The sequence below is a fragment of the Comamonas fluminis genome, from assembly GCF_019186805.1.
GTDB lineage: Bacteria > Pseudomonadota > Gammaproteobacteria > Burkholderiales > Burkholderiaceae_C > Comamonas > Comamonas fluminis.
Genome location: NZ_CP066783.1, coordinates 3,893,268 through 3,910,964 on the forward strand (window position 1 = coordinate 3,893,268; position 17,697 = coordinate 3,910,964).

Genomic DNA, 17,697 nt, shown 5'->3' on the forward strand with positions numbered 1-17,697 from the left:
ATGAATTTGCTAGCTGTCTGCGCTTGCTGATAAATGGCTTCAGCACTATTTCACTGTTATTTCGCAGTGGCCTCACCACGCCCGGCCTCATCCCATGAAGAAGAGGCGCGCAGCAGCCGCTCCAGATCACGCTTGGCCTTGCCTGCGGATGCCTTGTCCAGACTGGCGGGAAAGCGCAGCATCCAGTGCCCTTGCGGGTCCACCAGATACAGGTGCTCATCCAGCGCATGACCAGCCTCTGGCTTGAGCCAGTTGCTGATGGCAGCAGTTGGCAGGCGCAGCGCTGTGGCCTGATTCAAGGCTGGACGAATGCTGTCGGGTACAGGCTGCTCATCGTTAACCAGCCAGACCCAGTCCAGCCGGTCTTTCTCGCGCCCCAGCGTCTCACGCAACTGGCGCTGCAGATAGAGGTGATCCTGGCAACGCTGCTCGCAAGCGGCATGGCTGGTGCTAATCAGCAGCCACTGCCCTTTGAGGCTTTGCAGACTTACGCTGCGCCCGTCCAGCGTCTGCGCCTGCACATCAGGCAGACTGGGCTGGTCTGCAATCAGCTCGCCAAAGCTGCGCTGCTGTGTGGGCCGCAGCACGTAATAGGTGAAGTAAGAAGCCACCACGGGCGCCGCGCACACCAGCAGCACCGCCAGCATCTTCCAGCGGCCACTGCGCGTGCGCTCCTGGCGCACATGGCTTTGTGTGGGGTCTGGCTGGCTGTGCACCGAAAAGCTCAGCGGCTCATCGTCATGACTGGACGGCTGCTTTGCCAGCGCGGTGCGGGAGGTAAAAGCGTCGGACGAGTTGAAACCAGACATAGAGCAGCACCACCAATACACTGAGTCCGAACCACTGAAACGCATAGCCATAGTGCTTTTCCACACCGGCATTAATCTGCGGCCAGTCGCGCAGCAGGCCTTCACCTTCTGTGGCTGGCCCGGTCTGCACCAGGCTCAGCCCCAGCAGCGGCAAGCCGCTTTGCTGCGCCCACTGGGCTATGTCTGCATTCTGTCGGATGCGCGACTTTTGCCCATCAGGGTCTGCCCCGGAATTACCGCCTGATTCCAGCTCCATGAGTTTGGAGGGAGGCGCTTCCAGCCGCCCTTCAATGCTGACAATGCCGCTGGCCGTCTGTACAGGCGGCAGCGCCATGCGGTCCTGAAAATTGCGCGGCACCCAGCCACGCTGAACGACGATGACTTTGCCCTCGTTCGGCGCCAGCAAACGCAGTGGTGTGAGCACATAAAAACCCACCTTGCCCTGCATCTGCCGGTTGTCCAGATAAATGGTCTGATCGGTCAGCCACTGGCCTTGCAGCTGGGCGGGGCGGTGCAGCAAATGTTGCCGCAGCACGGCGCTGATGCTTTCCGTGACCGGCGGCACCTGCGCTGCAAGCTCGGCGTTATGCCAGGGCGCCAGCGCCTGCTGGCGGGCAATGGCGTCAAAAATTTCCTGCTTCTGCGCCGCACGCCCCAACTGCCAGAAGCCCAGCGACGCGGTGATGGCCACACAGACCAGCGCTGCCAGAGTGATCAGTACAAACCGCCAGAGGTCTGGAATTCGAGAAGAGCGCACCAGATAATCCGTTCATGAAATTCGTGATCATTCTCGCCTTTCTGGCGATTCTTGCGAGCCTGGGCAGCGCCCTGTTCTTCATGATGCGCAAGCCCGATGGCGCGGATGACGACGGTCAGCGCAGCAAAAAAATGTTCCGCGCTTTAGCCGTGCGCGTGGCGCTGTCGGTGGTGCTGTTCATCTGTGTTCTGCTGGCTGCCAAGATGGGTTATATCCAGCCCACAGGCTGGCAGCCGGGTCAGTAGTTTGGTCGCTGCACGCTCTCAAAAACAAAGCGCCTTGCACTTGTTCATTCTGGACTTCAGCATCAATAAGTACTGAAGTCCTTGAATAACAAGCGCAAGGCGCTTTCGATTTGATAGTGGCTTACATCCAGTACACCAGGATGTAGAGGAAGACCCAGACCACGTCCACAAAGTGCCAGTACCAGGCAGCGCCCTCAAAGCCGAAATGGTGCTTGTCGGTGAAGTCGCCCTTCATCAGACGAATGGTGATGAAGAACAGCATCAGCATGCCCACCAGAACGTGAAAGCCGTGAAAGCCGGTCAGCATGTAGAAGGTGGAGCCAAACACGCCCGAATTCAGCTTGAGGTTGTATTCGGTGTAGAGGTGGTGGTACTCATAGCCCTGCACAAACAGGAAGATGACGCCCAGAGCCACCGTCATCCACATGAAGCTGATGCAGCGTGCACGGTTGTTGGCCTGCAGCGCGTGGTGGGCGATGGTCAGCGTGACGCCCGATGTCAGCAGCAGCGCCGTGTTGATAGTGGGCAGCCAGAAGGGACCCACGGTCTTGAACGGCTCCACAATGCCTGCGGGTGATGCTGTTGCACCGGGGCTGACACTGGGCCACACTGCCTGAAAGTTGGGCCACAGCACCTCGTTGGCCAGACTGCCCAGCGCGGGAACCGAGTGCGCGCGCGCCCACCACAATGCGGTGAAGAATGCGCCGAAGAGCATGACTTCCGAGAAGATGAACCAGCTCATGCTCCAGCGGTAGGACAGGTCAATCTTGCGGCTGTTGAGCCCGGCCTCGCTTTCCCGTGCCGCATCGCGGAACCAGACGAACAGAATCGACAGCCACCAGACCATGCCAAAGAACAGGGAATACATGCCCCATTCATGGCCGTTGATCCAGGTGCCCGCACCGAGAATCATGAAGAACAGTCCGATGGCCGCCATAACAGGATGGCTGGATTCGGCTGGCACATAGTAGTAAGGGGTTGCGCCCTGAGGGGTTGCACTCATCACTCGGCTCCTGACACTGTTGATCGTTGTTTTGACCGACGCTCCACTATCGCTTGCACTTCACTCGCTGCACCTGTCTTCAGCCAAGGCTATACGACAAGATTGACGACCCATATCAATGCTAATACCAAGGCAAAAATTGCCACCAGCCCCACACCAATCACATGCAGAGGAGTGATGCGGGCAAAGTCCTGCTCGTACTCCTTGCCCTTTCTCACGCCCAGCATGGCCCAGCAAACGGCCACGATGGTTCGCCACAGCGTGGGCTTTTTTTCCACCGGCGTCATGAGGCCTCACCCAGCTTCACCACAGGGGCTGCCGCGGTTGCGGATGCGCCCTTGGCCTTTCCATCCACTTCAAAAAATGTGTAGGAAAGCGTGATGGTCTTGACGTCTTTGGAGATGCGCGGGTCGATATAGAAAACCACCGGCCACTCGCGTTTTTCACCGGGCTCCAGCGTGTATTGCGAAAAGCAGAAGCATTCAAGCTTGTTGAAAAACGCCGTGGCCTGGCGCGGCGCATAACTGGGAATGGCCTGAGCCGCCATGCGCCTGTTCTGCACGTTCTGAAATTCGTACATCACTGTCGCCATCTCACCGGGGTGCACCTGCATGGAGCGCACTGCAGGTTTGAAATCCCACAGGCTGCGCACATTGGAATCAAACTCCACCGTGATGGTGCGGCTGGTATCCACCTGCGAATTGGCCGGCAGCTTTGCACTCTTGCCCGCTGTGCCGCCACCGGGCACTTGGCGTTCAGACAAGGACAGGATGTTGATGCCCGTGGCCTCGCAAATCTGCTGGTACAGCGGCACCAGCAGATAGCCGAACGCAAACATACCCAGCGCCACTGCCGTCAGCTTGCCGACCATCTTGACGTTCTCGCGGGCGATGCTCACATGCCTCTCCTGTCTTCCTTTTCAATGGCCTGCTGCTCAGTGCAGCCAGGCCATCTTCAGCACAAATCCCACCAGAAACACCAGTGCGGTAGAGGCCAGAATCAGCCCCAGTCGCACATTGGCTTTGCGTTGCTCTTGCGTTGTCATTCAGGCCTCCGATCAGCCAATCACGCGGGTAGCGGTTTCATCCAGCTTGGGCGGATTTTCAAAGGTGTGGAATGGCGCGGGCGATGGCACTTCCCACTCCAGACCTTCTGCGGCTTCCCAGGGCTTTTGCGGTGCTTTCTCACCACGGCCACGCATGGCGGGCCACACGACAAAGAGGAAGAAGTACACCTGCATCAGACCAAAGCCAAAGCCGCCGATGGACGCCACCATGTTGAAGTCGGCGAACTGCATGGGGTAGTCGGCATAACGGCGTGGCATGCCTGCCAGACCCAGGAAGTGCATGGGGAAGAAGGTGACGTTGAAGAAGATCAGCGAACCCCAGAAGTGGATACGGCCACGGGTTTCCGAATACATCACGCCGGTCCACTTGGGTGCCCAGTAGTAGTAACCGGCAAACATGGAAAACAGCGAGCCAGCCACCAGCACATAGTGGAAGTGCGCCACCACGTAATAGGTGTCCTGCAGCTGAATGTCGATGGGCGCCATGGACAGAATCAGGCCCGTAAAGCCACCCATGGTGAACACGAAGATGAAGCCCACAGCAAACAGCATGGGGGTTTCAAACGTCATGGAGCCGCGCCACATGGTGGCTGTCCAGTTGAACACCTTCACCGCCGTTGGCACCGAGATCAGCATGGTCGCGTACATGAAGAACAGCTGACCCGTGACCGGCATGCCGGTGGTGAACATGTGGTGCGCCCACACGATGAAAGACAGGATGGCAATGGCCGCCACGGCATAGACCATGGAGGTGTAGCCAAACAGCTTCTTGCGGCTGAAGGCAGGCACGATCTGGCTGACGATGCCGAAGGCCGGCAAGATCATGATGTACACCTCGGGGTGACCGAAGAACCAGAAGATGTGCTGGTACATCACCGGGTCACCGCCGCCTGCGGGGTTAAAGAAGCTGGTGCCGAAGTGGCGGTCTGTCAGCGTCATGGTGATGGCACCTGCCAGCACGGGCATCACGGCAATCAGCAGGTAAGCGGTGATGAGCCAGGTCCAAGCGAACATGGGCATCTTCATCAGCGTCATGCCGGGCGCGCGCATGTTCAAGATGGTCACGATGATGTTGATCGCACCCATGATGGAGCTGGCGCCCATGACGTGCATGGCAAAGATGCTGGTGTCCATGGAGGGGCCCATCTGCAGCGTCAGCGGCGCATACAGCGTCCAGCCGGCAGCGGGGGCGCCGCCGGGCATGAAGAACGAGCCCACCAGCATGATGCCCGCAGGAATCAGGAGCCAGAAGCTGAAGTTGTTCATGCGCGCAAACGCCATGTCCGAGGCACCGATCTGCAGCGGCAGCATCCAGTTCGCGAAGCCTACAAAGGCCGGCATGATGGCGCCGAACACCATGATCAGGCCGTGCATGGTGGTGAGCTGATTGAACAACTCGGGGTTGACGATCTGCAGCCCGGGCTGAAACAGCTCGGCACGAATCAGCATGGCCAGAATCCCGCCCACCATCAGCATGGTGAACGAAAACAGCAGGTACATCGTGCCGATGTCCTTGTGGTTGGTGGCAAACAGCCAGCGCCGCCAGCCCGTGGGGGTGGCGTGGTGATGGTGGTCGTCGTGCCCGTGATCGTGACTGTGGTCCTCAGGCGTGTGGACGGGAGGAAGTACGGCGCTCATATTCGTTCTCCAATCGTTCTTCTGTACCCGCGGGCTTATTGCGCCGCCACGATGTCAACACGGCGCGCCTGCTTGTCTGCGCCATCACTGCCAGCGGTCAGGGTTTGCGGTTTGCGCATTTCGATGCGGTCTGCCGCAATGCCACTTTCCATCAGCAGCTTGGCCACAGCCTGTGCACGCTCCTTGGCCAGCTCTGCGTTTTTGTCCGCGCTGCCAGTGGCATCCACAAAGCCGGACAGGGCAATTTTTTCGTCCTTATGCGCCTTCCAGTATTCGGCGGCCTTCTTCACCTCAGCCTGCGCCGCGTCATCCAGTGCGCTCTTGCCTGTGTCAAAGAACACTTGGTAAGGCCCAGCCTTAGGAGCGATGGCCTGTGGAGCGGGCGCCGCTTCTGGCGCTGCAGCAGGAGGCGCTTCTGGTGCCGCAGCAGGTGCAGCGCTGCCACCACCTTCGGGGAATTTGCCACCGCGTGCCGCCACAAATTGGGCAGGCTGCACCAGCTGACCTGTCTTGTTGCTCCAGTGGTTCTTGGCAAAGGTCACCACAGCAGCCAGATCGGTGTCGCTCAGCTGCTTCCAGGAAGGCATCGCTCCGTTGGCGCGACCTTCCAGCACGGCATGCATCATGTCTGCCGTGGGGCCCAGCACCACAGCGCTGCCATCGAGCGGCTTGATGGGCCCAGCGCCCTTGCCATTAGCCTGGTGGCAGGCGGCGCAGTTGGAGGCATAGACTTTCTCACCACGCGCCAGCAAATCAGCCAGCACCCAGACCTTGCTGGGGTCATCGGCCTTGGCGGCCAGCTTCTTTTGCTCAGCTTCTACCCAGGCGGTGTAATCCTGTGTGGAGAGAACCTTCACATGAATAGGCATATAGGCGTGCTCTTTGCCGCACAGCTCGGCGCACTGGCCGTAGTAGTCGCCCGTTTTTTCTGCCTTGAACCAGGTGTCGCGCACAAAACCGGGAATCGCATCCTGCTTGATACCAAAGGCAGGCACCATAAAGGAGTGAATCACGTCGTTCGCGGTGGTAATCACACGCACCTTTTTGCCAACGGGCACTACCAGCGGGTTATCTACCTTGAACAGATAGTCCACAGGCGCCTGGCTCACATCGCCGGAGTTGGACATCTGGCGCTGCGCGGTATCCAGTGTGGAGATATAGCTCAGGCCTGCGCCTTCACCAGTCAGATAGTCATAACCCCATTTCCACTGATAGCCCGTGGCCTTGATGGTGAGGTCTGCATTCGTGGTGTCCTTTTGCGCCACCAGCACCTTGGTGGCTGGCAGTGCGATCAGGATCACGATGATGAAAGGAATGATGGTCCAGGCAATTTCCACCTTGACCGATTCATGAAAGTTCGCAGCCTGAGCGCCCTTGGATTTGCGGTGCTTCCAGATCGAATAGAACATCACCCCGAAAACGCCGATGAAGATCACCGTGCAGATGATGAGCATCATCCAGTGCAGCCAGTGCTGCTCCACCGCAATGCGGGTGACTGGCGGGTGCAGATTGAGCTGGTTGACGGCAGGGCCTCCCGGCAGATCCTTTGCGGCATGCGCCAGGGAACTGCCCCATGCAGTCAGGGCCAAACTCCAGGGAACTAGCTTGGTGGAAATGTTTTTCATCGTTTTCACTTACCTCTAAGCCTCTGTTTGTCCACTCGCTCACAGCTCTTGCTCTCCATTCGGCCAGAGAGCTGTGACACTCACACTACCTTGCGAACTGCATCACAGCATGCCCCAGAATTTGATAGCAATGTCTGCGCGCATTCACTAATACAGCTCCGGAAATAACGCTGCGCCGCCTGCTCCTCAAAGCAGGCGGCGCAGCGCAGGAATGCGGCAGCACTGCCCGTGGTGGGCTTGTGGTGAAGATCAAACTCGCGAACCAGCCGCCATTGAACCCGCTGGCCAGCTCCCTTGGCAAAGCGAAACACCCGACATCTCCCCGGGCAGTATGTGGCTGCCCATGCTGCGCCTGCGCCGGAGGCCAGAAGGCCCGATACGCTGGCGGCTGTCTATCGAAGAATTCAGGAAATTGTAGGGAGCTTTGTGTTCAATCAATGACAGGAAAACGACACTTGCGCTATCGCAAACCCGCTAGCGCAAACCGGCGTTGCGCGGTTGCTTGAGCATGGCTTTCATGTCTTGCAGAGAGACTGAGCTGCTGGACTCCAGACGCAGCTTGGGCTGCGGCTTGTAGGCGTGACCATAGACAATTTCAAAGGTCAGAGACAACTGACCATCGGCCTGCTTGTCAGACCATTTTTCGGCCATTTTCTGCACCAGTTGCTGCTTCCATGCGCGGCCGCGCAACCCGGCAAAACGGGCGGGGTGCAAGTTGCGCCCCAGCTCGCGCAGCTCTTGCAGCAGGCGCTCGGGCGTGGCAAAGGTCAGCGTGATGCGCTCCATATCCATCACCGGCTCGGCAAAGCCGGAATGCACCAGCATGTCGCCCCAGTCATGCATATCCGTAAAGCTGTGGCCCGCAGGCCCCCAGCCCAGCTCCGCATACAGGCGGTGCAGCTGCATCACCGTGTCTGGGCCCAGGGCCGAGAACATCACATAGCCATCCACCTTGAGCGCCTTGTGCCAGCTCTCGATCAGGGTCTGCGGGTCACCCGCTGTATGCAGCAGCATATTGGCCCAGAGCATGTCCATGGTGCCCGCGGCGGGCTCCGCCACTTCCATGCCAGCGCCCTTCCAGCGCGCAAGCTGCCACCAGCGGCTGACCAGCTTTTCCTGTGCCAGCGCCTGGCGCTGCGCCACGGGTTCGTAAATCGTGCAATCCGCCTGTGGGTAACGCTCGCGCAGCAGCTGATGTGCCTGCATGCCACCGCGCACAGGCTCCCAGTGGCACCATTGCTCTGGCGCTTTGACGATCCAGTCCAGGCGCTGCTGCATGCGATTGGCCACCTCTTCGTGCAACCAAGGCGATTCCGCTGGAGCGCAGTTATGCCAATGGTTTGCAGCTACGGAATCAATAGTGGGAGGCAGAGCGTGGGACATGGGCGAACAAGGCTGGCAGAGCACACCGCACGCCCGGCAAGCTGCGCCTGGGCCGCGGTGCACCAAAACGGTAACAATGCGGCGCGAGTATATTGACACTATGCCCAACCTTGCTGCGACATGGCTATCGCGCATGCCCGCCTCGCTTCAGGCGCTGCGGGCCGTGCAAGCCATCCCCAGCCAGTGCGCAATTTGCGGCCGCTGGCCAGGGCCCCGCATCTGCACAGATTGCCACAGGCGCTGGGGTGCAGAGCAGCAACGCTGCCGCCGCTGCGCCCTGCCCTTGCAGGCCCGCACAGGCATCTGCGGCGCATGCCTAAAGCAGCCACCCAGTTTGCAGCGCTGCACCGCTGTGCTGGACTACGGCTACCCATGGCAGGGGCTGATTACGCGCTACAAATTTGATGGTGATCTGGGCCTGGTGCACAGCCTGGCGCGCTTGATGAGCGCGCACCCTGAGACGCTGCAATGCCTGCAGGACTGTGATGCGCTGCTGCCCATGCCCTCATCGGCGCAGCGCATTCGTGAGCGCGGCTTTGACCATATGGCCTTGCTGGCAAAGGTCCTGGCCCGGCAGTCAGCCTGCCGCGTGCCACTGCTGACGCAAGTCGTTCAGCGCCAGCATGTGGAGCTGCCGCAGCACAACGCCAGCCGGCCGCAGCGCCTGCGGCAACTGCGCGGCGTATTCAGCCTGCGAGACTCTGCTGCTGCGCAGGTCACGGGCCAGCATCTGCTGGTGCTCGATGATGTGATGACCACCGGCGCAACGCTGGATGCGCTGGCGCAGTGCCTGCACAAGGCCGGTGCGGCATCGGTCTCTGCACTGGTGCTGGCCCGCACGGGCTGACAGCCATTTCCCCTGCTTGACCCATGCTGCCCAGTCTGGAACTGCGGCAGATAGCTGCACCGCCCAAGCCTGCCCTGCACAATAGCGCCCCATGTTTCATATCGTTCTGGTGGCCCCCGAGATCCCACCCAACACGGGCAACGTCATTCGACTGGCGGCCAATACCGGCTGCAGCCTGCATCTGATCGAGCCTCTGGGCTTTTCCATGGAAGACCGCCACATGCGCCGTGCCGGTCTGGACTACCACGAGTACGCCAATGTGGCCCGCCATGCAAACTGGGATGCGTTCATGCAGACCTGCAATCCCCAGCGCGACCGCATGTTTGCCATGACAACCCATAGCAGCAGCCCGGCGCACGCTATCAAATTTCAAGCTGGTGACTGGCTGGTATTTGGCTCTGAAAGCAAGGGCCTGCCGCCTGATGTCCGCGCCCAGTTTCCCAACGAGCAGCGCCTGCGCCTGCCCATGCTGGCGTCCCAGCGCAGCCTGAATCTGTCCAATGCCGTGGCAGTGACGGTGTTTGAAGCCTGGCGCCAGCAGGATTTTGCCGGTGCCGCACTGGCAGAGCCTGTACCTGCACCCTGAAACCATATTCACATCACCAATAGAACGATGAGTTGTGATTAAAGGGATTTTTCTTTCGATTCGATAGACCTACAGTACAACCCATGGACTTGAACAAGCGCGGCGATGTCCGCCCGCAAAGCAAGCCTGCCCACTGATACTGAAGGACTCATCATGAAATTCGCTCGTCACATCGCCAGCCGTTTTGCTTTTGCCGCCGCCCTGACTGCATCCGCCTTTGCCGCACAGGCCGCGGGCTTTGACTTCACCAACAACCATTTCCCTCCCCAGGACCAAAGCCAGTCCACTTTGACCCGTGCTGAAGTCAAGGCCCAGGTGCTGGATGCCATCTCCAAGGGCCAGATGCTGTCGCAAGGCCAGTCTTATCTGCCACTGTCGGCCCAACAGCAACAGCAACAGCAGCAACCCGCCTCCGCCCTGAGCCGCGAGCAAGTGCGCCGCGAAACCATGGCCGCTGAAAAGGCCGGTCTGCTCGACAACTACGGCGCATGAGTAGTGCCCCGGCACCATCGGCAGCCCACTGCCGTTCCAGCAAAAAAGCCTCAAGGTCAGACCCTGAGGCTTTTTTCATGGAAAGAACAGACTCAGCTTCAGGCCTTGGCCCCATAGCTGCGCGCCAGCGACTCGGCCACGCACACCGGTTTGTCGCCCCCTTCGCGCTCTACCGTCACCAGCCAGGTCATCTGCACACCTTCTGGCTCGATGCGTTCTGCCGCCTGCAGGGTCAAACGTGCGCGCAAGCGACTGTTGACGGGCACCGGCGCCATGAAGCGCACTTTGTTCAGGCCATAGTTCACCCCCATCTTCGCGCCTTCGATGGCGAAGGTTTCCTCAAAAAAGCGCGGCAGCAGTGACAGAGTCAGAAAGCCGTGGGCAATGGGTGCACCAAATGGGCCTTTGGCTGCGCGTTCTGGATCGGTGTGAATCCATTGCTGGTCGCCCGTGGCATCGGCAAACAGCTGAATCTGCGCCTGGGTAATGGTCAGCCAGTCGCTGACTGCCACTTCCTGCCCTATGCAGGACAGCACTTCGGAATAGGAATGAAAGGTTTTCATGCCTGCCACTGTAGAAGCAGCCTGCGCACCGCCTTGTCTGGCGCGGGACAAGGGTTAGCCCATAGAAATCAAGCTAAAAACAAGCTGCAGCCTTGGTATATCAAGCGCTACCAGCTATCTTTTTTGATAAGACTCAGGCTTCTGAAGAGCGCTGCACAAAGAACAGGCCCGCACCCACCGCCATCAGCAGGCCGCCAAATACACGGTTCTGGTTGCGCATGGCACGCGCACTGCGCATCAGGCCGCGCAGCGCACTGGCCCCCGCCGCGTAGCTGTGCATGACTGTGGTGTCCACCGCCAGCATGGTGATGGCGAGGATGGCCAGTTGCGGTGCCAGAGGCCGGCTGGTGGTCATGAACTGGGGCAGCACGGCCACCATGAAGATGATGCCCTTGGGGTTGGTGGCATTGGTCAGAAAGCCGGTCAGCACCCGCTTTTTCAGGCTGACCTCTGGTGCGGCCTCCTGCGTCATCAGCGGCGAGCCACCAGAGCGCCACTGGTTGAAGCCCAGATAGATCAGATAGCAGGCGCCCACCACCTTGACGACATTGAAGGCCCACTCAGACGCCATCAGCAGCGAACCCACGCCAGCGCCTGCAATCAGCAAGATGGCCAGCAGACCCAGTTGCAAACCCATGATGGTGGCGCTGGTCTTGCGCACCCCGTAAGACAGGCCATGGCTCATGGACAGCACAGCCCCGGACCCCGGCGATACCGCAATGATCCAGGACGCCACAAAAAATGCGAACCACGTATGCCAATCCATCACAAACCTCTGCCGTACCAGCCATCGAACAAGGCAGATATCTTAAAAGTTGCGCGCAAGGCTTGCAGACGCAGCTGGGACAAGCCGATATAAGCAATCAGTAACGATTCATTGAAATTTCTGGCCTGTCAAAAAGCTGACGCTTGTTACAAAGTGCCAAAATGGACCGCATTCGGGTTAATACCAAGCATCCTTCATGGAACACAGCACCCCCATCTGGCTGAGCTACGGCTTTATCTACCTCACCGCCGCCGTTCTGGCCGTTCCCATTGCCCGCGCTCTTGGCCTGGGCGCCATCATTGGCTATCTGGGTGCAGGCATTGCCATGGGCCCCTGGGGCTTTGGTCTGGTCAAGAACGTGGACGACATCCTGCACTTTGCCGAGTTTGGCGTGGTGCTGATGCTGTTCGTTATCGGCCTTGAATTGCAGCCCAAGCGGCTGTGGGAACTGCGGCGCCCCATTTTTGGCTGGGGCATGGCGCAGATGCTGGTCTGCACCGGCATTTTGTTTGTTGCCGCCTGGGGCTTTGGCTTTTCCTGGCGCGTGAGCCTGATTGCCGGCATGGGCCTGGCGCTGTCATCCACCGCCATCTGCCTGCAGGTGATGGCTGAGCGCAACCTCATGCGCACCCCCAGCGGGCAGGCCGCGTTTTCGATTTTGTTGTTTCAGGACGTAGCCGCCATCCCCATCTTGGCGCTGATTCCCATTCTGGGCGCCTACAAAGCCGCCCACGCCACACACACCGATGGCCATATCTGGATTGCCATCTTCAAGACCGTGGGCACGATTGCCGCAGTCATCATTGGCGGTCGTCTGCTGCTGCAGCCCGTGCTGCGCTGGATTGCCCGCAGCAAGACTCCCGAAATCTTTACCGCCACATCGCTGCTGCTGGTGGTGGGCATTGCCATGCTGATGACGCAGGTGGGCCTGTCCATGGCGCTGGGTGCTTTTCTGGCCGGCGTGCTGCTGGCCGACAGCGAATACCGCAGCGAACTGGAAACCAATATCGAGCCATTCAAGGGCCTGCTGCTGGGCCTGTTCTTCATGGCCGTGGGCATGAGCATTGACTTTGGCGTCATCCTCAAATCGCCCTGGGCCATGGCCGCCATGGTGGTGGGTTTCATCAGCCTCAAGGCGCTGATGATTTTGGGCCTGGCCAAGTTCATGAAACTGCCCTGGCGCGAGCGACCTGTCTTCACGCTGATGCTGGCCCAGGGCGGTGAGTTCGCCTTTGTGGTGTTCCAGACAGCTGCGCAGTACAAGGTGTTTCGCCACAGCATCTCATCCATGCTGGTGGCTGCTGTGGCGCTTTCCATGCTGCTGGGGCCGCTGCTGCTGGTGGCGCTGGACAAGCTGCTGCTGCGCCGCTTCTCCACCATCAAGGAAGAAGACGGCCAGAGCACCAAGGCCAAGGAGATTTCCGAGCAGCAGGAGTCGCCCATCATCATTGCGGGCTTTGGCCGCTATGGCCAGATCGTGGCCCGCGTGCTGCTGGCCCAAGGTCAGCGCCCCACCATTCTGGATCACAGCGTGGAAATGCTGGAAGCCGCCCAGACCTATGGCTACCGCGTCTTCTATGGCGATGCCACCCGTATCGACCTGCTGCGCATTGCCGGGGCTGCATCGGCCCGCGTGCTGGTGATTGCCGTGGATTCGCCTGAGCAATCCATCAAGATTGCCACTCAGGTGCGCAAACACTTCCCCAACCTCGAAGTCGTCGCCCGCGCCCGCGATCTGGACCACTGGTTCCGTCTGCGCGATGCGGGGGTCACTCATGCAGAGCGCGAGGTTTTCGAGTCCAGTCTGCTCTCCGCACAGTCCGTGCTGGAGCTGATCGGCGAGAGCCCTGCCGAAGCCAAACGCATGACGGAGCGCTTTCGCGAGCACAACCTGGCGCTGGCCGAGCGCATGTACCCCCACTACAAAGACCAGAACCAGCTGATTGCCGTGGCCAAGCAAGGCCGCCAGCAACTGGTGGAGCAAATGGCCAAGGAACGAGCTGCCCTGCTGGAAAAACACGACAGCGAGGAACCACAAGCCGCTGCAGCTACGCAAGACCACAGCCCTGCTGGCTCACAGCAGCCGTGATACGCTGCGCGCCATCATGTTCAACCCCAGTCAAGCCGACGTACGGCGATTTTTTTGCGGTGTTCGCGCCAAGATGATCAGCGGCGCACCCATGGAGGCCATCGAGACGCTGGCCAGTCTGTGGATCGACGAGCACCCCGAGTATTTTGCGGAGCTGGCAGACGCCGATGCCGCCGTGGCCCGTAACTACGATGCAGAGCCAGAGCGCACCAATCCGTTTCTGCACCTGTCCATGCACCTGTCCATCAGCGAGCAATGCAGTGTGGATTCACCGCGCGGCATTCGCCAGGCGGTAGAGCTGCTGACCAAGAAGCGCGACCTGCACGACGCCCACCACGCCGCCATGGAATGCCTGGGCCAGATGCTGTGGGAAAGCCAGCGCGCTGGCCGCCCCCCTGATGGCGAAGCCTATGTGGCCGGCGTGCAGCGCCTGGCCACTACGGATGGCAGCTTCAAAAGCGCCAGCTGAAAGCCAGCACATCCTGGGATCAAACATCTTAAAAAGCAAAAAGCCCGTTTTCACGGGCTTTTTTGTGGGCGGGTGCCGACCTTATTTCTGGCCGAAACGGAAGTGGGGCTGCGCCACCACCTGCATCTCGCTGTCCAGCGTGCCAATGTACTTGGCCAGTTGCTGCAGCTCATCATTCTTGAACTGTTTCGCAATACCGGCCATCACGCCGTTGCTGCGACCAATCAGCGGATTGTTCTCGGTCTTGTATGACTGCAGAGCGCGGAAGACGTAGTCCGAATACTGGCCCGCCACCTTGGGGTAGGAAGGATCGATGGGTTTGGAGAAGCCTTCACCGTGACAAGAGAAGCAGGCGCCCTTTTGCAGCAGTGCGGTGACTGCGGCATTGGCCTCCTTGGGCTTGCCATCCTTGGTCTTGCCATGGCCTGCATAGAACGCAGCCACATCGGCCATGTCCTGATCGCTGAGCGAATCAGCAATGCCGCGCATGGTGGGGTGTTTACGCTCGCCCTTCTTGTAGGCGTTCAGGGCCGAGACGATATAAACCTCGTTCTGCCCACCAATCATGGGCACCTTGTACACCTCAGGAAAGCTGGCCTGATAGCCGGGAATACCGTGGCAGCCGATACACATGGCGACTTTGCCTTCGCCCGCCTTTGCATCGCCCTTGACGGCCTGTGCATTTGCCATGCCGGTCACTGATGCGACAACAACTGCCAATACCGTGGTCCAAGTTTTTATCATTTTGCGCGCACAATCCTTCAAGAGTTCAGACGGGTGCTCAAATGCCTTGCTGCAGTGCAAATGATTATGGCAGGCAGAATTTGGCACGCTTATCAATACTTACGCTGATACCGCCCATGAAGTTTCAAGGTTCCGACAAATACGTTGCCACGCAAGATCTGATGCTGGCTGTGAACGCCGCCGCTACCCTGCAGCGCCCCCTGCTCATCAAGGGTGAGCCAGGCACTGGCAAGACCATGCTGGCCGAGGAAGTGGCCGCGGCGCTGAAGATGCCGCTGCTGCAGTGGCACATCAAGTCCACGACCAAGGCCCAGCAAGGCCTGTACGAATACGACGCCGTCAGCCGCCTGCGCGACAGCCAGCTGGGCGACGAGCGCGTCAAGGACATCACCAACTACATCGTCAAGGGCGTGCTCTGGCAGGCCTTCATGGCCGATGAACCCGTGGTGCTGCTGATCGACGAGATCGACAAGGCCGACATCGAATTCCCCAACGACCTGTTGCGCGAAATCGACCGCATGGAGTTCTATTGCTACGAGACCCACGAGATGATTCGCGCCAAGCACCGCCCGCTGGTGTTCATCACGTCGAACAACGAAAAAGAACTGCCCGACGCCTTTCTGCGCCGCTGCTTCTTCCACTACATCAAGTTCCCTGACGCCGACACCATGCGCCAGATCGTGGACGTGCACTTTCCCAAGCTGCAGGGCGAGTTGCTCAGCGCCGCCATGAAGGTGTTCTACGACGTGCGCAATCTGCCGGGCCTCAAGAAAAAGCCTTCCACCTCCGAGCTGATCGACTGGCTCAAGCTGCTGGTGGCTGAGGACATTCCCGCTTCCTCCCTGCAGTCCGAAGATGGCAAAGTCAGCGTGCCGCCCATGGTGGGCGCGCTACTGAAGAACGAACAGGACATGAGCCTGTTTGAAAAGCTGGTCTTCATGAACCAGCGCAACCGCTGAAGCCATCGATATACGGAGGAGCCTGCCCCATGAGCACTGCACAACAACTGTTGCTGGAAGGCAGCTCCGACGCGATGGGTTTTGTAGGTGGCGCCCTGCTAGGCTGGGGTCTGGCCCATGTACTGGGCTTTGACCTGTTTGCCACAGGCTATGGCGCAGGCAGCATTGCAGCGATTGTCATGGTGGGCCTGGGCGGTGGCCTTGGCCTGCAACTGGCACGCCGCTGGCGCCGAAGCCGCCTCAGTCGCGCCACCCGGTAAATGCTGAAAATCAGAGAGAGTTATGGCCTTTGTAGAACCCGTCACCCTGCGTGACCGCGGCGTGCGACTGGAGCCGCTGGCACTGACACATGAAGCAGGTCTTGCCGCCGCCGCCGCGGATGGTGAGCTGTGGAAACTGCGCATCACCTCGGTGCCCGAGCCGCAGGAAACCCGCAGCTATATCGAAGCCGCTTTGCTGGGTCGTGAGCAAGGTCATCGCTTTGCCTTTGCCGTGCTCGATGACGACAGCGGCAAGGTACTGGGCACCACCAGCTATCACGACATCGTGCCCGCCATACGCAGGCTGGAGATTGGCTACACCTGGTACGCCAAAAGCATGCAGCGCACCCACGTCAACACCTCGGCCAAGCTGCTGATGATGGCGCACGCCTTTGGCACGCTGGGCTGCCATGTGGTGGGCTGGCGCACGGACAATTTCAACTTCGCCAGCCAGCGCGCCATTGAGCGGCTGGGCGCCAAGAAAGACGGCGTGCTGCGCGGCCATGCGCTGCGCCGCGACGGTACGATCCGCGACACGGTGATGTATTCCATGCGCAGTGGTGAGTGGCCCGAAGCGCGTGCGCAACTGCTCTATCTTTTAGAGCAGCACACGCTTACCAAATAAGCGCTACAGACCCCAAACACCTCAAACCGATTTCGCTGCGCAGGCTGCGTACAGCAGCTCCAGCAGGTCTTCTGGCGAATTCTTGGCATCAATGAGCGCCATGACGGGTTCATCAAGCGCTTCCCACCAGTCGTCATCCCCCATGGCATCCATGCAGGCCGCTCTGTCCTTCATCTCCTGCGGGGGCTGGCCGTCTGGAAACTTCTGCACCACCGGCTCCAGAATCGCCGCCAGCCGCACCGCGCCCATTTCCTTCAAGGCCAGGATCAGTTCAGGCGATGTCACCCCCGATGGGTTGAAAAAATACTGACCCACCCCGCCATTCATGACCTGCGTGTAGAAATAGCCTGTCAGATAGTGCATCTGCTCGTTGCGCGGCAATGTGGCGTAGCCTTCGGCCTCGGCCTTCTCATCAAGCTGGAAGGAATAGGCAAACATCCATGAATAGAACTCCGAGCCCTTCCAGTCACTGACATCCTTGGTACGAAACTTGAAGGCGCGCTTGCATCCCTCGCAGGCCGTAGCTTCGGCCGACGAGCGGTGGCCGCAGTAATCACAGTCAATCTTCAAGCCCGGGTAGTGCAGCGCAGTCATTCAGCATCCTTGTCTTCATTGCAGGCCTTCAGCATAGCGGCACGCGCCAATGCCCCCAGCTGTCGCCCACTCAACTGCTGCGCCTTGACGGGCTTGCAGCGCATCGCACAAGATCGAGAGCCGCCACAATCTGCCTGAAAATGCAGTGGCCCTTTTCCCGCAAGCAACCACGACCCG

At 59.7% G+C, this 17,697-nt stretch carries 22 protein-coding genes; 9 read left to right on the forward strand and 13 right to left on the reverse strand.

Annotation, left to right across the window (positions count from 1 at the left end; translation table 11 throughout):
• Nucleotides 1-56 precede the first annotated feature (56 nt).
• Both JDW18_RS18005 and JDW18_RS18010 read right to left on the reverse strand, forming a co-directional pair.
• Nucleotides 57-809 carry a hypothetical protein gene (locus tag JDW18_RS18005; protein ID WP_218240898.1) on the reverse strand — a complete coding sequence of 251 codons (753 nt, stop codon included), beginning with the start codon at nucleotides 807-809 and terminating at the stop codon, nucleotides 57-59.
• Nucleotides 739-1,566 (reverse strand): SURF1 family protein, encoded by an 828-nt coding sequence (locus tag JDW18_RS18010; RefSeq protein ID WP_218240900.1) that lies wholly within the window; start codon nucleotides 1,564-1,566, stop codon nucleotides 739-741. Before JDW18_RS18010 ends, JDW18_RS18005 begins: the two co-directional genes overlap by 71 nt.
• Before the next feature lie 14 nt (nucleotides 1,567-1,580).
• Between JDW18_RS18010 and JDW18_RS18015 the strand changes: the two genes are divergently transcribed.
• The gene (locus JDW18_RS18015) at nucleotides 1,581-1,811 is read left to right on the forward strand and encodes a twin transmembrane helix small protein (RefSeq protein ID WP_218240901.1); all 231 of its coding nucleotides are present in this window, start codon (nucleotides 1,581-1,583) and stop codon (nucleotides 1,809-1,811) included.
• A gap of 121 nt (nucleotides 1,812-1,932) precedes the next feature.
• Here JDW18_RS18015 and JDW18_RS18020 read toward each other — a convergent pair whose 3' ends face one another.
• The 7 genes from JDW18_RS18020 to JDW18_RS18050 form a co-directional block, all read right to left on the reverse strand.
• Nucleotides 1,933-2,814 carry a cytochrome c oxidase subunit 3 gene (locus JDW18_RS18020; RefSeq protein ID WP_218240903.1) on the reverse strand — a complete coding sequence of 294 codons (882 nt, stop codon included), beginning with the start codon at nucleotides 2,812-2,814 and terminating at the stop codon, nucleotides 1,933-1,935.
• A gap of 89 nt (nucleotides 2,815-2,903) precedes the next feature.
• The gene (locus tag JDW18_RS18025) at nucleotides 2,904-3,101 is read right to left on the reverse strand and encodes a DUF2970 domain-containing protein (protein WP_218240905.1); all 198 of its coding nucleotides are present in this window, start codon (nucleotides 3,099-3,101) and stop codon (nucleotides 2,904-2,906) included.
• On the reverse strand, nucleotides 3,098-3,712 hold the full coding sequence (locus JDW18_RS18030) for a cytochrome c oxidase assembly protein (RefSeq protein ID WP_218240907.1): 615 nt from the start codon (nucleotides 3,710-3,712) through the stop codon (nucleotides 3,098-3,100). The genes JDW18_RS18025 and JDW18_RS18030 overlap by 4 nt, the downstream gene beginning before the upstream one ends.
• A gap of 36 nt (nucleotides 3,713-3,748) precedes the next feature.
• Entirely contained in the window at nucleotides 3,749-3,859 is a 111-nt protein-coding gene (locus tag JDW18_RS18035) for a cytochrome oxidase small assembly protein (RefSeq protein ID WP_218240909.1), read from the reverse strand.
• 12 nt (nucleotides 3,860-3,871) lie between these two features.
• Entirely contained in the window at nucleotides 3,872-5,518 is a 1,647-nt protein-coding gene (gene ctaD / locus JDW18_RS18040) for a cytochrome c oxidase subunit I (RefSeq protein ID WP_218240911.1), read from the reverse strand.
• 35 nt (nucleotides 5,519-5,553) lie between these two features.
• The gene (coxB, locus tag JDW18_RS18045; RefSeq protein WP_218240912.1) at nucleotides 5,554-7,143 is read right to left on the reverse strand and encodes a cytochrome c oxidase subunit II; all 1,590 of its coding nucleotides are present in this window, start codon (nucleotides 7,141-7,143) and stop codon (nucleotides 5,554-5,556) included.
• 474 nt (nucleotides 7,144-7,617) lie between these two features.
• On the reverse strand, nucleotides 7,618-8,526 hold the full coding sequence (locus tag JDW18_RS18050; RefSeq protein ID WP_218240913.1) for a class I SAM-dependent methyltransferase: 909 nt from the start codon (nucleotides 8,524-8,526) through the stop codon (nucleotides 7,618-7,620).
• Nucleotides 8,527-8,659: 133 nt separating this feature from the next.
• Between JDW18_RS18050 and JDW18_RS18055 the strand changes: the two genes are divergently transcribed.
• The 3 genes from JDW18_RS18055 to JDW18_RS18065 all read left to right on the forward strand — a co-directional run bounded on the left by JDW18_RS18055 (nucleotide 8,660) and on the right by JDW18_RS18065 (nucleotide 10,451).
• Nucleotides 8,660-9,373 (forward strand): ComF family protein, encoded by a 714-nt coding sequence (locus JDW18_RS18055; RefSeq protein ID WP_246610057.1) that lies wholly within the window; start codon nucleotides 8,660-8,662, stop codon nucleotides 9,371-9,373.
• Nucleotides 9,374-9,464: 91 nt separating this feature from the next.
• Entirely contained in the window at nucleotides 9,465-9,959 is a 495-nt protein-coding gene (trmL, locus tag JDW18_RS18060) for a tRNA (uridine(34)/cytosine(34)/5-carboxymethylaminomethyluridine(34)-2'-O)-methyltransferase TrmL (RefSeq protein WP_218240919.1), read from the forward strand.
• Between the two features lie 153 nt (nucleotides 9,960-10,112).
• The gene (locus tag JDW18_RS18065; protein ID WP_218240922.1) at nucleotides 10,113-10,451 is read left to right on the forward strand and encodes a DUF4148 domain-containing protein; all 339 of its coding nucleotides are present in this window, start codon (nucleotides 10,113-10,115) and stop codon (nucleotides 10,449-10,451) included.
• A 98-nt stretch (nucleotides 10,452-10,549) separates the two neighbouring features.
• Here the strand turns inward: JDW18_RS18065 and JDW18_RS18070 are convergent, their stop codons facing one another.
• Nucleotides 10,550-11,014 (reverse strand): MaoC family dehydratase, encoded by a 465-nt coding sequence (locus tag JDW18_RS18070; protein WP_218240924.1) that lies wholly within the window; start codon nucleotides 11,012-11,014, stop codon nucleotides 10,550-10,552.
• 133 nt (nucleotides 11,015-11,147) lie between these two features.
• Nucleotides 11,148-11,780 carry a LysE family transporter gene (locus JDW18_RS18075; RefSeq protein ID WP_218240925.1) on the reverse strand — a complete coding sequence of 211 codons (633 nt, stop codon included), beginning with the start codon at nucleotides 11,778-11,780 and terminating at the stop codon, nucleotides 11,148-11,150.
• A gap of 196 nt (nucleotides 11,781-11,976) precedes the next feature.
• On the opposite strand from JDW18_RS18075, the gene kefC reads away from it, so the two are divergent.
• Together kefC and JDW18_RS18085 are read left to right on the forward strand one after the other, a co-directional pair.
• Nucleotides 11,977-13,869: a glutathione-regulated potassium-efflux system protein KefC gene (kefC, locus tag JDW18_RS18080; protein ID WP_218240927.1), complete on the forward strand. Its 1,893-nt coding sequence runs from the start codon at nucleotides 11,977-11,979 to the stop codon at nucleotides 13,867-13,869.
• A 16-nt stretch (nucleotides 13,870-13,885) separates the two neighbouring features.
• Entirely contained in the window at nucleotides 13,886-14,338 is a 453-nt protein-coding gene (locus JDW18_RS18085; protein ID WP_218240929.1) for a DUF1841 family protein, read from the forward strand.
• A gap of 81 nt (nucleotides 14,339-14,419) precedes the next feature.
• Here the strand turns inward: JDW18_RS18085 and JDW18_RS18090 are convergent, their stop codons facing one another.
• Nucleotides 14,420-15,082, reverse strand: a complete 663-nt coding sequence (locus tag JDW18_RS18090; RefSeq protein WP_218240932.1) for a c-type cytochrome — start codon at nucleotides 15,080-15,082, stop codon at nucleotides 14,420-14,422.
• A gap of 116 nt (nucleotides 15,083-15,198) precedes the next feature.
• On the opposite strand from JDW18_RS18090, the gene JDW18_RS18095 reads away from it, so the two are divergent.
• The 3 genes from JDW18_RS18095 to JDW18_RS18105 are packed head-to-tail and all read left to right on the forward strand — an operon-like array spanning nucleotide 15,199 to nucleotide 16,926.
• The gene (locus JDW18_RS18095) at nucleotides 15,199-16,041 is read left to right on the forward strand and encodes an AAA family ATPase (protein ID WP_218240934.1); all 843 of its coding nucleotides are present in this window, start codon (nucleotides 15,199-15,201) and stop codon (nucleotides 16,039-16,041) included.
• Nucleotides 16,042-16,070: 29 nt separating this feature from the next.
• Nucleotides 16,071-16,301: a hypothetical protein gene (locus tag JDW18_RS18100; RefSeq protein ID WP_218240936.1), complete on the forward strand. Its 231-nt coding sequence runs from the start codon at nucleotides 16,071-16,073 to the stop codon at nucleotides 16,299-16,301.
• 22 nt (nucleotides 16,302-16,323) lie between these two features.
• On the forward strand, nucleotides 16,324-16,926 hold the full coding sequence (locus tag JDW18_RS18105; RefSeq protein WP_218240938.1) for a GNAT family N-acetyltransferase: 603 nt from the start codon (nucleotides 16,324-16,326) through the stop codon (nucleotides 16,924-16,926).
• A gap of 21 nt (nucleotides 16,927-16,947) precedes the next feature.
• Here the strand turns inward: JDW18_RS18105 and JDW18_RS18110 are convergent, their stop codons facing one another.
• The gene (locus JDW18_RS18110) at nucleotides 16,948-17,520 is read right to left on the reverse strand and encodes a DMP19 family protein (protein ID WP_218240940.1); all 573 of its coding nucleotides are present in this window, start codon (nucleotides 17,518-17,520) and stop codon (nucleotides 16,948-16,950) included.
• Nucleotides 17,521-17,697 lie beyond the last annotated feature (177 nt).

Coding starts and splice junctions, on each gene's coding strand:
- JDW18_RS18105 (WP_218240938.1), top strand. CDS start 16,324: ATGGCCTTTGTAGAACCCGTCACCCTGCGTGACCGCGGCGTGCGACTG.
- JDW18_RS18070 (WP_218240924.1), bottom strand. CDS start 11,014: ATGAAAACCTTTCATTCCTATTCCGAAGTGCTGTCCTGCATAGGGCAG.
- kefC (WP_218240927.1), top strand. CDS start 11,977: ATGGAACACAGCACCCCCATCTGGCTGAGCTACGGCTTTATCTACCTC.
- JDW18_RS18005 (WP_218240898.1), bottom strand. CDS start 809: ATGTCTGGTTTCAACTCGTCCGACGCTTTTACCTCCCGCACCGCGCTG.
- JDW18_RS18065 (WP_218240922.1), top strand. CDS start 10,113: ATGAAATTCGCTCGTCACATCGCCAGCCGTTTTGCTTTTGCCGCCGCC.
- JDW18_RS18085 (WP_218240929.1), top strand. CDS start 13,886: ATGTTCAACCCCAGTCAAGCCGACGTACGGCGATTTTTTTGCGGTGTT.
- JDW18_RS18095 (WP_218240934.1), top strand. CDS start 15,199: ATGAAGTTTCAAGGTTCCGACAAATACGTTGCCACGCAAGATCTGATG.
- JDW18_RS18055 (WP_246610057.1), top strand. CDS start 8,660: ATGCCCGCCTCGCTTCAGGCGCTGCGGGCCGTGCAAGCCATCCCCAGC.
- JDW18_RS18015 (WP_218240901.1), top strand. CDS start 1,581: ATGAAATTCGTGATCATTCTCGCCTTTCTGGCGATTCTTGCGAGCCTG.
- JDW18_RS18110 (WP_218240940.1), bottom strand. CDS start 17,520: ATGACTGCGCTGCACTACCCGGGCTTGAAGATTGACTGTGATTACTGC.
- JDW18_RS18020 (WP_218240903.1), bottom strand. CDS start 2,814: ATGAGTGCAACCCCTCAGGGCGCAACCCCTTACTACTATGTGCCAGCC.
- trmL (WP_218240919.1), top strand. CDS start 9,465: ATGTTTCATATCGTTCTGGTGGCCCCCGAGATCCCACCCAACACGGGC.
- JDW18_RS18025 (WP_218240905.1), bottom strand. CDS start 3,101: ATGACGCCGGTGGAAAAAAAGCCCACGCTGTGGCGAACCATCGTGGCC.
- coxB (WP_218240912.1), bottom strand. CDS start 7,143: ATGAAAAACATTTCCACCAAGCTAGTTCCCTGGAGTTTGGCCCTGACT.
- JDW18_RS18090 (WP_218240932.1), bottom strand. CDS start 15,082: ATGATAAAAACTTGGACCACGGTATTGGCAGTTGTTGTCGCATCAGTG.
- ctaD (WP_218240911.1), bottom strand. CDS start 5,518: ATGAGCGCCGTACTTCCTCCCGTCCACACGCCTGAGGACCACAGTCAC.
- JDW18_RS18035 (WP_218240909.1), bottom strand. CDS start 3,859: ATGACAACGCAAGAGCAACGCAAAGCCAATGTGCGACTGGGGCTGATT.
- JDW18_RS18075 (WP_218240925.1), bottom strand. CDS start 11,780: ATGGATTGGCATACGTGGTTCGCATTTTTTGTGGCGTCCTGGATCATT.
- JDW18_RS18050 (WP_218240913.1), bottom strand. CDS start 8,526: ATGTCCCACGCTCTGCCTCCCACTATTGATTCCGTAGCTGCAAACCAT.
- JDW18_RS18100 (WP_218240936.1), top strand. CDS start 16,071: ATGAGCACTGCACAACAACTGTTGCTGGAAGGCAGCTCCGACGCGATG.